We start from the raw sequence: 12,608 nt of genomic DNA, 5'->3' as shown, positions 1-12,608 counted from the left end.
GCAGCCTCAGCTCGAGGCTGCGCCGGGCCGGCGATACCCGATTCCAGTGCAGGTGCCTGGGTGCCTGCCGTTTTTCCGTGCCGACGTGAATGGCCCGTATTCCAAAGGAGTGACACCATGCTGGTGATGCGCCCCGCGCAAATGGCTGATCTGAACGACGTGCAGCGCATGGCTGCAGACAGCCCCATTGGTGTCACCTCGCTGCCGGACGACACTGCTCGTCTGGGCGACAAGATTGCCGCCTCTGAGACATCCTTCGCCGCCGAGGTCAGCTTCAACGGTGAAGAGAGTTACTTTTTCGTGCTTGAAGACAGCGAAACAGGCAAGTTGGCCGGCTGCTCGGCCATCGTCGCTTCGGCCGGCTACTCTGAGCCGTTCTACAGTTTTCGTAACGAAACATTCGTGCACGCCTCACGCGAGCTGAAGATACACAACAAGATCCATGTGCTGTCGCTGTGCCACGATCTGACCGGCAACAGCCTGCTGACCAGCTTCTATGTGGCGCCTGAGCTGGTGAACAGTGGCTGGGCCGAGCTCAACTCGCGCGGCCGGCTGCTGTTCATGGCTGCGCACCCGGAGCGCTTTGCCGATTCGGTGGTGACCGAAATCGTCGGCTTCAGCGACGAGCAGGGTGAATCGCCGTTCTGGGATGCCATTGGCCGCAACTTCTTCGACCTCAACTATGCCGACGCCGAGCGCCTGTGCGGTCTGAAGAGCCGTACCTTTCTCGCCGAGCTGATGCCGCATTACCCGATCTATGTGCCGTTGTTGCCAGACCTGGCGCAGGAAGCCATGGGCCAGGTACATCCGCGGGCGCAGATCACCTTCGACATACTCATGCGCGAAGGCTTCGAGACCGAGCACTACATCGACATCTTCGACGGCGGCCCGACCCTGCATGCGCGCACCTCTGGCATCCGCTCGATCGCCCAGAGCCGGGTGGTGCCGGTGAAGATCGAAGAGGCCCCGGCCAAAGGCGGTCGCCCGTACCTGGTGTGCAACGGCCTGTTGCAGGACTACCGCGCGGTGTTGCTGGACCTGGACTGGGTGCCTGGCAAGCCGGTCAGCCTGAGCGTGGCAGCAGCCGACGCGCTGGGCGTGGGCGAGGGCGCCAGCGTGCGCCTGGTCGCGGTTTGAGGTCTGGCAACAGACGTTTCGGGGTTGATGCGTTAGCAGAGTTTCGCGCCGGCCGATGCCGCCGCACAAGGAGATAGCATGATCGTTCGTCCTGTACGCAGCAGCGATTTGCCTGCGTTGATCGAATTGGCACGCAGCACCGGCACCACCGGGCTGACCACGCTGCCGGCCAACGAAGAGCGCCTGGGGCATCGCGTTGGTTGGGCGGAAAAAAGCTTTCGTGGCGAAGCTGAGCGTGGCGACACCGATTACCTGTTCGTGCTGGAAAACGACGAAGGTCTGGTGGTGGGCATCAGTGCCATCGCCGGCGCCGTCGGCCTGCGTGAGCCCTGGTACAACTATCGGGTCGGCCTGACTGTCAGCGCCTCGCAGGAGCTGAAGATCTACCGCGAAATCCCGACGCTGTTCCTGGCCAACGACCTGACCGGCAACTCCGAGCTGTGCTCGCTGTTCCTGCGCAGCGACCATCGCTCCGGCCTCAATGGCCGCCTGCTGTCACGCGCGCGCATGCTGTTCATTGCCGAGTTCCCGGAGCTGTTCGGCAAGAAGATCATTGCCGAAATGCGCGGCATGTCTGACGAGCAGGGCCGTTCGCCGTTCTGGGAAAGCCTGGGCCGGCATTTCTTCAAGATGGAGTTCAGCCAGGCCGACTACCTCACTGGTGTGGGCAACAAGTCGTTCATCGCCGAGCTGATGCCCAAGTTCCCGCTGTACACCTGCTTCCTGTCCGAGGCGGCGCGCAACGTGATCGGCCGTGTGCACAAAGACACCGAGCCGGCGCTGGCCATGCTCAAGCAGGAGGGCTTCAACTACCAGGGCTACGTCGACATCTTCGATGCCGGCCCGGCCATCGAGTGTGACACTGCCAAGATCCGCGCCGTGCGCGAGAGCCAGACCCTGGTGCTGGCGGTAGGTACGCCAGGCGATGACGCGACCCCTTTCATCATCCACAACCGCAAGCGCGACGATTGCCGCATCACTGCTGCACCTGCACGGTTGGCCGCCGGCACCCTGGTGGTCGACCCGTTGACCGCCAAGCGCCTGCGCATGGGCGTCGGCGACAATGTACGCGCGGTGCCGCTGTCGGCCAGCCGGGAGGCCCAGTAAATGACCACGCATTACATCGCAGGCAATTGGCAGACCGGCCAGGGCGAAACCCTGCAGTCGCTTAACCCGGTGACCCAGGCCGTGATCTGGCAAGGGCAGGGCGCTGACGCCAGCCAGGTCGACGCTGCCGTGCAGGCCGCGCGGCAGGCCTTTCCGGCCTGGGCGCAATTGAGCCTGGAGGCACGTATCGATGTGCTGGAGAAGTTTGCCGCGCAGCTGAAAGTGCATGCCGAGGCGATGGCCCAGTGCATTGGCGAGGAAACCGGGAAGCCGCTGTGGGAATCTGCGACTGAAGTCACCAGCATGATCAACAAGGTGGCGATTTCAGTACAGAGCTACCGCGAGCGCACCGGCGAAAAGAGTGGTCCGCTGGCCGATGCCACGGCTGTTCTGCGGCACAAGCCTCACGGCGTCGTGGCGGTGTTCGGCCCTTACAATTTCCCCGGGCACCTGCCCAATGGCCATATCGTGCCGGCGCTGCTGGCAGGCAACTGCGTGGTGTTCAAGCCCAGCGAGCTGACCCCCAAGGTCGCTGAGCTTACCGTCAACTGCTGGATTGCTGCCGGCCTGCCGGCGGGTGTGCTGAACCTGGTGCAGGGCGCACGTGAAACCGGTGTGGCGCTGGCCGCCAACCCAGGTATCGATGGCCTGTTCTTCACCGGCTCCAGCCGCACCGGCAACCTGCTGCATCAACAGTTCGCAGGGCGCCCAGACAAGATCCTGGCCCTGGAAATGGGGGGTAACAACCCGCTCGTGGTGGACGAGGTCAAGGACCTCGATGCGGCGGTGTATACCATTATCCAGTCGGCGTTCATTTCCGCCGGCCAACGCTGCACCTGCGCGCGGCGCCTGCTGGTACCGCAAGGCGCCTGGGGTGATGCGCTGATCGCGCGCCTGGTCGAGGTGTGCAAAACCATCACGGTGGGGGCGTTCGATGAACAGCCGGCGCCTTTCATGGGTTCGGTGATTTCGCTGCAGGCGGCTCGGGCGCTGCTTGCGGCCCAGGTTGAACTGGCCGCCAAAGGTGGCGTGAAACTGCTGGAAATGACTCAGCCACAGGCCGATGCTGCACTGCTGACCCCGGGTATTGTCGATGTCACCGCCGTGGCTGACCGCCCGGACGAAGAGTTTTTCGGCCCGCTGCTGCAGGTGATCCGCTACGCCGACTTCGATGCTGCCATCGATGAAGCCAACAACACCCAGTATGGCTTGGCCGCCGGGTTATTGTCTGATTCGCGAGCCCGCTACCAGTACTTCTGGCTGCGCAGTCGCGCTGGCATCGTCAACTGGAACAAACAGCTGACGGGGGCTGCCAGCAGCGCGCCGTTCGGTGGTGTGGGTGCCAGTGGCAACCATCGCGCCAGTGCCTATTACGCGGCCGACTACTGCGCTTACCCCGTGGCTTCGCTGGAGACCGCCAGCCTTGCCTTGCCGGCGACCCTGACGCCGGGCGTCACCCTATAACAACAGGTCACGGAGCCTAGCCGATGAAATCCTATGAAGTGAATTTTGATGGCCTGGTGGGGCCTACCCACAACTATGGCGGCCTGTCTTACGGTAACGTGGCTTCGCAGAGCAACAGCCAGCAGGCGTCCAACCCGCGTGAGGCAGCGCGCCAGGGCCTGGCGAAAATGAAAGCGCTGGCCGACATGGGCTTCAAGCAGGGAGTTCTGGCGCCACAAGAGCGCCCGGACGTGGCGGCGCTGCGCCGCCTGGGGTTCAGTGGTAGCGATGCCGAAGTTATCCAGCGTGCCGCCCGCGAGGCCATGCCGTTGCTGGTGGCCAGTTGCTCGGCCTCGAGCATGTGGGTGGCCAACGCCGCGACAGTCAGCCCCAGTGCCGACACTGCTGACGGTCGTGTGCACTTCACCGCCGCCAACCTCAACTGCAAATATCACCGCAGCATCGAGCACCCGACCACCAGCCGCGTGCTGGGCGCCATGTTCAACGACGAGAAACACTTTGCCCACCACGCAGCGCTGCCTGCCGTGGCACAGTTCGGTGACGAGGGCGCGGCCAACCACACGCGCTTCTGCCGCGCCTATGGCGAGGCTGGCGTGGAGTTCTTTGTCTACGGCCGCAGCGCCTTCGACAGCCGTTACCCGGCGCCACAGAAGTACCCGGCCCGGCAAACCCTGGAGGCCTCTCAGGCTGTGGCCCGGCTGCACGGCCTGAGCGATGACGGTGTGGTCTACGCTCAACAGAACCCGGCGGTGATCGACCAGGGTGTGTTCCACAATGATGTGATTTCGGTAGGTAACGGCGAGGTGCTGTTCTACCACGAGGACGCGTTTCTCGATACCGACGGGGTACTTGGGCAGCTGCGAGCTAAACTGGCCAGCAAGGGTGGCAACTTCCAGGCCATCTGCGTGCCCAGGGCAGCGGTGGCGGTGGAGGACGCAGTGCGATCCTACCTGTTCAACAGCCAGCTGCTCAGCCGCGACGATGGTTCCATGCTGTTGGTCGTGCCGGAAGAGTGCCGCAACAACGAGCGGGTCTGGGACTATCTGGGCCAGCTGACCAGCCAGGGAGGCCCGGTGAAGGAGGTCAAGGTGTTCGACCTCAAGCAAAGCATGCAAAACGGCGGCGGCCCGGCCTGCCTGCGTTTGCGCGTGGCTTTGAAGGAAGCGGAGCTGGCGGCGGTCAACCAAGGCGTTATCATGACGGCCTCGCTGTATGACACGCTGCTGCAGTGGGTCGACAGGCACTACCGCGATCGCCTTGGCGAAGCAGACCTGGCTGACCCGCAACTGCTGGTGGAATGCCGTACGGCACTGGACGAATTGACCCAGATCCTGAAGTTGGGCTCGGTGTATCCGTTCCAACGCCAACCTTGAAGAGAGACTCTGTAATGACCGACGCCTTGCGCCTGATCCTCGAAGATGAAGACGGCACCCAGCTGGAAACTTCCTGCACCCGCTTTGCTGTGGTCTGGCAAGGCAAGGAAGTGTGGATTCAGCAGGACGGCCGTGGCCAACTGCTGATCGGCGTGGATGTCGAGGAAGACGACACCGAGTATGCCAACTTGCTGCTGCGCCCGATGGCCACCAACCTGGTCAGCCTGCAGCTGGAAATGGAACCGGCAGAACTTGGCGAAGACGACGATCACGTTCATGGCCCTGACTGCGGCCACCACCACTAAGGAAGTACCTATGCTCGCCCTTGGCAAATTGCTTGAGCTGACCCTCACCGATCACGAACCGGCCGAGAAGACCCAAGTGACACCCAAGGGCGCGCGTTTGCGGTGGCTGGGAGAGGGCGCGCTTGAAGTGCGTCCGGCTGAAAGCGAAGATTGCGGGCTGGACTTGCTGTTGTCCGCCGGCATTCATGGCAACGAAACAGCGCCGATCGAGTTGCTCGAGCGGCTGCTGCACGGCGTGGCCAACGGCAAGATCAAACCCAGGGCACGGGTGCTGTTCCTGTTCGGCAACCCGGCGGCGATCCGCAAGGGCGAGCGCTTTATCGAACAGGACATCAACCGCTTGTTCAATGGCCGCCATGAGCTGTCCAGCGGCTTCGAAGCATTGCGTGCCGCCGAGCTGGAACAGTTCGCCCGGGTGTTCTTCAGCAAGCCGGGTCGCAACCGCCTGCATTACGACCTGCATACTGCCATCCGTGGTTCGAAGATCGAGCAATTCGCCTTGTACCCTTATAAAGAGGGGCGCAAGCATTCCCGTCGCGAACTGGCGCGCCTGGCGGCGGCAGGTATGGAAGCGGTGCTGCTGCAAAGCAAGTCGTCCATCACCTTCAGCGCGTTCACCTACGAACAGCTGGATGCGGAAGCCTTCACCCTCGAGCTGGGCAAGGCCCGTCCGTTCGGCCAGAACGACCAGGTCAACCTCGACAAGCTCGAAGAGCGGCTGATCCGCATCATCGAGGCTACCGAGCCAGAGGGCGAAAGTTCGCTGGATGGCCTGCAGCTGTTCAGTGTTTCCCGCGAAATCATCAAGCACAGCGACAGTTTTCACCTGCACTTGCCGGCGGACATCGAAAACTTCTCCGAGCTGAGCAAGGGTTACCTGCTGGCTGAAGACCTGGCCGAGATGCGCTGGGTGGTCGAGGAGGAGGGGGCGCGCATCATCTTCCCCAACCCCAAGGTGAAGAACGGCTTGCGCGCGGGGATTCTCATTGTGCCGGATTCGGGGCAGCGGCTGGGGTGATGGGGGAGGTGGCGCGCGTTCCGGCGCGCCACATGGGCTCGCTCAGTAGTAAGTGCGCACTGGCAGGCCCAGCTCCATTCGCAGCGCGTTTTCGTTGAAGGGTGATGGGTTGGTGTCGGTTGGCGCCGTGTCGGGGTTATTGTCGAAATCGTACAGAAGGCCGCTCGGCAGGCCAATTGCTTGCAGGTGAGCATTGTCGACCTGGATCTGCCTGCGATCGAGAGTGCTGATTGAACTGTGCCCAGGTACCGTCGTACCGTTGAAGGCGCTATACGCCTCGCACAAGCAACGGTAAAAGTCGAGCAGCGGCAAATTGTCGCTGCCCGAGCGAGTCAGGTTGAGTGCCAGGTCTCCGCCCTCGGCAGGCAAGCCGGCCACCCACTCCAGTTTACTGTCTCGTCGCAGGTAATGGTCGTTGTCGGTCGGGTCTGAGGTGTAGACGTCGAAACGGGTGGCTAGAGGTGTTTCGGTAACCCTTATCCACGACCGTTTTGCCAGCTGTGTCAGAAGTTGCTGGCCGCAATGTGTGTGGCAAAGAAAAACCAGGTGGTTGTGGACGGCCTGTTTGAAGGTGTCGCTGCCTCGTATGTCGAGTGTATTGCTGGCGAGTGCGGTGAGCGGGGCGGAGAGTGGCTGCTCGAAGCGGGCGTCACCCGCCTGGTTGCGGGCATAGATGACTGATTCATGTGGGTCGTCGACCAGAATATAGCCGTCGACTCCCAGGATATGACCGCCCATACCGCGGCTCGCCGAGCCGCGCTTGATGAATGTCAGCCCCGGGCCCACGTTGATCTGTGCATCGCCACTGCCGGTGAAGACCTCGGTGATGCCGCCGCCGGTGGTGATGTGCGCACGGCCCTCTGCGGCCTGGATGATCACGGGCGTCTTCACTTCCTCCGCCACGCGGACGTTGGCCTCACCCTTTGCCGTTCTGATGATGAGGGTCTGTCTTTGCGTAGGTGCGAGGACGAACCTCTTGTTGCCGACTGTGGCTTTCAGGTGGCAATCGTAGAGGGAAATGTCGATATCGACTGCCGAGGAATGGGTCTGAATCACCATGTGGTGCTTGCCCGGGATCTGGCCCTGATCGAACCATACCTGTTCCAGAAGGACGTCTATTTTGTCGTCCCGGTATTCGTAGAAACGATGAACGGCTTGGCCATCGATGGACGTGTCTGCCCGCTGTTGAAAACCGCTGGTCCTGCCAGAAATGAAATAGACGGGGTTGGGGTGCATGAGAAGGCTCGCTTGCTGTGAATGGGGGGCGGCAGTTGTCGCCGTGGCTAAAGCTAAAGGGTTGTGCAGGCGAGGAGTGGTACTTATCTAGGGACAAGGTGAATGAGAAGGGGGGCGTTGTGACAAGGCGCTGAACCGTATAGCCTCCACTTTGATGCCCGAGATGACGATTTCATGGCGATTGACCGTTTCGGGCGTATAAACACACTGCATCCGCCGTTCAGGCTGGATATAATGGCGCCCTTTGCCGTCGTTTCGTCGATGCGACGTATCAGCCCAAACGGCCGCCGTTTCCGTGGAAGAACCTATGAAAAGCGCAGAAATCCGTGAAGCCTTCCTTCGCTTCTTCGAAGAGCAGGGACATACCCGAGTCGCCTCCAGTTCGCTGATCCCGAACAACGACCCGACCCTGCTGTTCACCAACGCAGGCATGAACCAGTTCAAGGACTGCTTCCTCGGTGCGGAGAAGCGCGCCTACACGCGTGCTGTCAGCAGCCAGAAGTGCGTGCGTGCCGGTGGCAAGCACAACGACCTGGAAAACGTCGGTTACACCGCGCGTCACCATACCTTCTTCGAAATGCTGGGCAACTTCAGCTTCGGCGACTATTTCAAGCGCGACGCCATTACCTTCGCCTGGACCTTCCTGACGTCTGAGCAGTGGCTGAACCTGCCCAAGGAAAAGCTCTGGGTCACCGTCTACGCCACCGACGACGAAGCCTACGACATCTGGACCAAGGAAGTCGGCGTGCCGGCCGAGCGCATGGTGCGCATTGGCGATAACAAGGGCGCCCCGTACGCCTCCGACAACTTCTGGACCATGGGCGATACCGGCCCGTGCGGCCCGTGCACCGAGATCTTCTACGATCACGGCCCGGATATCTGGGGTGGCCCACCTGGCTCGCCAGAAGAAGACGGTGACCGCTACATCGAGATCTGGAACAACGTCTTCATGCAGTTCAACCGCACTGCCGACGGTGTGTTGCACCCGCTGCCAGCGCCGTCGGTGGACACCGGCATGGGCCTGGAGCGTGTCAGCGCCGTGCTGCAGCACGTGCATTCGAACTACGAGATCGACCTGTTCCAGAACCTGCTGGCTGCCGCAGCCAAGGCCATCGGTTGCAGCAATGACGGCCAGGCCTCGCTGAAAGTGGTCGCCGACCACATCCGTTCGTGCGGCTTCCTGATTGCCGACGGCGTGCTGCCGTCCAACGAAGGCCGTGGCTACGTGCTGCGCCGCATCATTCGCCGCGCTTGCCGTCACGGCAACAAGCTGGGCGCCAAGGGCAGCTTCTTCTACCAGATCGTTGCCGCACTGGCCGCTGAAATGGGCGAAGCCTTCCCGGAGCTGAAGAGCCAGCAAGCGCACATCGAGCGCGTGCTCAAGGCCGAAGAAGAGCAGTTCGCCAAGACCCTGGAACAGGGCCTGCGTATCCTCGAGCAAGACCTGGCCCAGCTGAAAGGCGACGTGGTACCGGGCGACGTGGTGTTCAAGCTGTACGACACCTATGGCTTCCCGATGGACCTGACTGCCGACATCGCTCGTGAGCGTGAGCTGACCATCGACGAAGCCGGCTTCGAGCGTGAAATGGACGCCCAGCGTGAGCGCGCCCGCTCCGCCAGCGCCTTCGGCATGGATTACAACAGCCTGGTCAAGGTCGACAGCGCCACCGAGTTCCTCGGTTACGACGCCACCGAGGGCCAGGGCAAGATCATCGCCCTGTACAAGGACGGCCAATCCGTTGACCAGCTGGGTGAAGGCGAGCAGGGCGTTGTGGTGCTCGACCGCACGCCGTTCTACGCCGAGTCCGGTGGTCAGGTCGGTGACAGCGGCTTCCTGCAGGCGGGTGCTGCACGCTTCGACGTGCGTGATACCACCAAGACCGGCGGCGCCTTCCTGCACCACGGCGTGGTGGCCAGCGGTGCGCTGCTGATCGGTTCGCCAGTCGAGGCCAAGGTCGATGCCGACGTACAGCACGCCACCTCGTTGAATCACTCCGCCACCCACCTGCTGCACGAAGCATTGCGCCAGGTACTGGGCGAGCACGTACAGCAGAAGGGCTCGCTGGTCGACAGCCAGCGCCTGCGTTTCGACTTCAGCCACTTCGAAGCGGTGAAGCCGGAGCAGATCAAGCAGCTGGAAGACATCGTCAACCGCGAGATTCGCAAGAACACCCCGGTTGAAACCGAACTGACCGACATCGAAACTGCCAAGGCCAAAGGCGCAATGGCGCTGTTCGGTGAGAAATACGGCGACACCGTGCGTGTGCTGAGCATGGGCGGTGATTTTTCGGTGGAATTGTGCGGCGGTATCCACGCCAAGCGCACCGGTGACATCAGCCTGTTCAAGATCATCAGCGAAGGCGGCGTAGCCTCTGGCGTGCGCCGTATCGAAGCCGTAACCGGTGCCGCTGCGCTGGCCTACCTGAACGCTGCCGAAGAGCAGGTCAAGGAAGCCGCGCAACTGGTCAAGGGTAACCGCGACAACCTGATCGACAAGCTGTCGGCTGTGCTTGAGCGCAACCGCCAGCTGGAGAAGCAGCTGGAACAGCTGCAGGCCAAGGCCGCCAGCGCCGCCGGGGATGATCTCTCCAACGCGGCCGTTGAGGTCAAGGGTGCCAAGGTCCTCGCCGCCCGCCTGGATGGGCAGGATGGCAAGGCTCTGCTGGCCCTGGTCGATCAGCTGAAGAACAAGCTCGGCCACGCAGTGATCCTGCTGGGCAGCGAGCATGAGGGCAAGGTTGTGCTGGTGGCCGGCGTGACCAAGGACCTCTCCAGCCAACTCAAGGCTGGCGATCTGATGAAACAAGCCGCTGCGGCGGTGGGTGGCAAGGGCGGTGGCCGTCCGGACATGGCCCAGGGTGGTGGCGTCGACGTCGCTGCCCTGAACCAGGCCCTGGCGCTGGCCGTGCCATTCGCAGAGCAGGGACTTTGAGATGAAGGGGGGATGGTCTAGTGGCCACACAGGCCACTCCCGTCCACCTCTTCATGTTGGATTGTTTTTTGGGGCCCTGTATGGGCTGAGGCACCATTGAAATGGCGTTGATCGTACAGAAATTTGGCGGCACCTCTGTCGGTTCCATCGAGCGGATCGAGCAGGTAGCCGAAAAGGTCAAGAAACACCGTGAAGCGGGCGACGACCTGGTGGTTGTGCTGTCGGCCATGAGCGGTGAAACCAATCGCCTGATCGACCTGGCCAAGCAGATCACCGATCAGCCGGTTCCTCGTGAACTGGACGTGATCGTGTCGACGGGTGAGCAGGTCACCATTGCCCTGCTGACCATGGCCTTGATCAAGCGTGGTGTGCCAGCGGTGTCCTACACCGGCAACCAGGTGCGTATCCTCACCGACAGCTCGCACAACAAGGCGCGCATTCTGCAAATCGACGACCAGAAGATTCGTGCCGACCTCAAGGAAGGCCGCGTGGTCGTGGTTGCAGGCTTCCAGGGTGTCGACGAGCACGGCAGCATCACTACCCTGGGGCGTGGTGGCTCCGATACCACCGGCGTGGCCCTGGCGGCGGCGCTGAAGGCTGATGAGTGCCAGATCTACACTGATGTCGATGGCGTCTACACCACCGACCCGCGCGTCGTGCCACAGGCTCGTCGTCTGGAGAAGATCACCTTCGAAGAGATGCTGGAAATGGCCAGCCTCGGTTCCAAGGTGCTGCAGATCCGTTCGGTGGAGTTCGCCGGCAAGTACAACGTTCCGCTGCGCGTGCTGCACAGCTTCAAGGAGGGTCCGGGTACCCTCATTACCATTGATGAAGAGGAATCCATGGAACAGCCGATCATTTCCGGTATCGCCTTCAACCGTGATGAAGCAAAGCTGACCATTCGCGGCGTGCCGGATACCCCGGGCGTGGCCTTCAAGATCCTCGGCCCGATCAGCGCTTCGAACATCGAAGTCGACATGATCGTGCAGAACGTTGCTCACGATAACACCACCGACTTCACCTTCACCGTGCACCGCAACGAGTACGAGAAGGCGCAGAGCGTGCTGGAAAACACCGCGCGCGAAATCGGTGCCCGTGAAGTGATCGGCGACACCAAGATCGCCAAGGTCTCGATCGTTGGCGTCGGCATGCGTTCGCATGCCGGTGTTGCCAGCTGCATGTTCGAAGCCCTGGCCAAGGAGAGCATCAACATCCAGATGATTTCCACTTCCGAGATCAAGGTTTCTGTGGTGCTCGAAGAGAAGTACCTGGAGCTGGCCGTACGCGCGCTGCATACCGCGTTCGATCTGGATGCTCCTGCCCGACAGGGCGAGTAAGGCGCTGCCTGGAAGGGCGCGGCTTGCCGCGCCCTTCGCGTTTCTGCTCGCCGCGCAGGTCCTGTCCTGCCTTGTGCGGCGAGTAACCGGGGCCATGGTCGTCGTCCGCGACCCGGGCCCGATATCCAAGACTGTTACCCCTGAATGTTTTGCGTAAGGAGAAAGCTATGTTGATTCTGACTCGTCGGTGCGCCGAGAGCCTGATCATTGGAGATGGCGAGATCACCGTGACGGTGCTTGGCGTCAAAGGCAACCAGGTGCGTATTGGCGTGAGCGCCCCGAAAGAAGTGGCAGTTCACCGCGAGGAAATCTACCTGCGGATCAAGAAGGAGAAGGATGAAGAGCCAAGCCTTTAATTTTTTTGAAGTTTTTTTCAAAAAAAGGGTTGCAAAGGTGAAAGAGGTTCTTTAATATTCGCCTCGTGTTGCGGTGAGGTGGCCGAGTGGCCGAAGGCGCTCCCCTGCTAAGGGAGTATACCTCATAAGGGTATCGGGGGTTCGAATCCCCCCTTCACCGCCATTATTTGCGTAGGGCGCTGTAAACGGTAGGAGCGCTAAGTAGTTATTTTATAACGAAAAGCTTCTTGCAAAAATGTTTCAGCGACCTATAATGCGCGGCAAGACACGGACTCATAGCTCAGCTGGATAGAGTACTCGGCTACGAACCGAGCGGTCGCAGGTTCGAATCCTGCTGAGTCCG

Annotated in this window: 10 protein-coding genes and 2 tRNA genes; 11 read left to right on the top strand and 1 reads right to left on the bottom strand. The window is 61.6% G+C overall.

The window, feature by feature from the left end:
• Positions 1-117: 117 nt before the first annotated feature.
• The 6 genes from aruF to astE all read left to right on the top strand — a co-directional run bounded on the left by aruF (position 118) and on the right by astE (position 6,404).
• Positions 118-1,137: an arginine/ornithine succinyltransferase subunit alpha gene (gene aruF / locus QYE47_RS26845; RefSeq protein WP_012051578.1), complete on the top strand. Its 1,020-nt coding sequence runs from the start codon at positions 118-120 to the stop codon at positions 1,135-1,137.
• A gap of 78 nt (positions 1,138-1,215) precedes the next feature.
• Positions 1,216-2,244: an arginine N-succinyltransferase gene (astA, locus tag QYE47_RS26840; protein ID WP_014590103.1), complete on the top strand. Its 1,029-nt coding sequence runs from the start codon at positions 1,216-1,218 to the stop codon at positions 2,242-2,244.
• Entirely contained in the window at positions 2,245-3,708 is a 1,464-nt protein-coding gene (gene astD / locus QYE47_RS26835; RefSeq protein ID WP_014590104.1) for a succinylglutamate-semialdehyde dehydrogenase, read from the top strand.
• A 23-nt stretch (positions 3,709-3,731) separates the two neighbouring features.
• Positions 3,732-5,081 carry an N-succinylarginine dihydrolase gene (gene astB / locus QYE47_RS26830; RefSeq protein ID WP_014590105.1) on the top strand — a complete coding sequence of 450 codons (1,350 nt, stop codon included), beginning with the start codon at positions 3,732-3,734 and terminating at the stop codon, positions 5,079-5,081.
• Between the two features lie 14 nt (positions 5,082-5,095).
• Positions 5,096-5,386, top strand: coding sequence for a topoisomerase II (locus tag QYE47_RS26825; protein ID WP_003254508.1), 291 nt, complete (start codon positions 5,096-5,098; stop codon positions 5,384-5,386).
• 10 nt (positions 5,387-5,396) lie between these two features.
• On the top strand, positions 5,397-6,404 hold the full coding sequence (gene astE, locus QYE47_RS26820) for a succinylglutamate desuccinylase (RefSeq protein WP_019438363.1): 1,008 nt from the start codon (positions 5,397-5,399) through the stop codon (positions 6,402-6,404).
• A 42-nt stretch (positions 6,405-6,446) separates the two neighbouring features.
• Here the strand turns inward: astE and QYE47_RS26815 are convergent, their stop codons facing one another.
• Entirely contained in the window at positions 6,447-7,640 is a 1,194-nt protein-coding gene (locus tag QYE47_RS26815) for a M91 family zinc metallopeptidase (protein WP_014590107.1), read from the bottom strand.
• Positions 7,641-7,947: 307 nt separating this feature from the next.
• Here QYE47_RS26815 and alaS point away from each other — a divergent pair, with 307 nt between their 5' ends.
• The 5 genes from alaS (at position 7,948) to QYE47_RS26790 (ending at position 12,608) form a co-directional block, all read left to right on the top strand.
• Positions 7,948-10,572 carry an alanine--tRNA ligase gene (alaS, locus tag QYE47_RS26810; RefSeq protein WP_070383572.1) on the top strand — a complete coding sequence of 875 codons (2,625 nt, stop codon included), beginning with the start codon at positions 7,948-7,950 and terminating at the stop codon, positions 10,570-10,572.
• Between the two features lie 101 nt (positions 10,573-10,673).
• Positions 10,674-11,909, top strand: coding sequence for an aspartate kinase (locus QYE47_RS26805; protein ID WP_003254504.1), 1,236 nt, complete (start codon positions 10,674-10,676; stop codon positions 11,907-11,909).
• Between the two features lie 167 nt (positions 11,910-12,076).
• The gene (gene csrA, locus QYE47_RS26800; protein ID WP_003254503.1) at positions 12,077-12,265 is read left to right on the top strand and encodes a carbon storage regulator CsrA; all 189 of its coding nucleotides are present in this window, start codon (positions 12,077-12,079) and stop codon (positions 12,263-12,265) included.
• A gap of 72 nt (positions 12,266-12,337) precedes the next feature.
• Positions 12,338-12,428: transfer RNA gene (locus QYE47_RS26795), tRNA-Ser, on the top strand.
• 106 nt (positions 12,429-12,534) lie between these two features.
• Positions 12,535-12,608: transfer RNA gene (locus QYE47_RS26790), tRNA-Arg, on the top strand.

Source organism: Pseudomonas sp. 2,4-D (assembly GCF_030418155.1).
In the GTDB taxonomy this organism is placed as follows: Bacteria; Pseudomonadota; Gammaproteobacteria; order Pseudomonadales; family Pseudomonadaceae; genus Aquipseudomonas; species Aquipseudomonas alloputida.
The sequence above is the reverse complement of the archived record's forward strand: the minus strand, read 5'-3'. Positions and strand labels throughout refer to the sequence as shown.

Coding starts and splice junctions, on each gene's coding strand:
- aruF (WP_012051578.1), top strand. CDS start 118: ATGCTGGTGATGCGCCCCGCGCAAATGGCTGATCTGAACGACGTGCAG.
- astA (WP_014590103.1), top strand. CDS start 1,216: ATGATCGTTCGTCCTGTACGCAGCAGCGATTTGCCTGCGTTGATCGAA.
- astD (WP_014590104.1), top strand. CDS start 2,245: ATGACCACGCATTACATCGCAGGCAATTGGCAGACCGGCCAGGGCGAA.
- astB (WP_014590105.1), top strand. CDS start 3,732: ATGAAATCCTATGAAGTGAATTTTGATGGCCTGGTGGGGCCTACCCAC.
- QYE47_RS26825 (WP_003254508.1), top strand. CDS start 5,096: ATGACCGACGCCTTGCGCCTGATCCTCGAAGATGAAGACGGCACCCAG.
- astE (WP_019438363.1), top strand. CDS start 5,397: ATGCTCGCCCTTGGCAAATTGCTTGAGCTGACCCTCACCGATCACGAA.
- QYE47_RS26815 (WP_014590107.1), bottom strand. CDS start 7,640: ATGCACCCCAACCCCGTCTATTTCATTTCTGGCAGGACCAGCGGTTTT.
- alaS (WP_070383572.1), top strand. CDS start 7,948: ATGAAAAGCGCAGAAATCCGTGAAGCCTTCCTTCGCTTCTTCGAAGAG.
- QYE47_RS26805 (WP_003254504.1), top strand. CDS start 10,674: ATGGCGTTGATCGTACAGAAATTTGGCGGCACCTCTGTCGGTTCCATC.
- csrA (WP_003254503.1), top strand. CDS start 12,077: ATGTTGATTCTGACTCGTCGGTGCGCCGAGAGCCTGATCATTGGAGAT.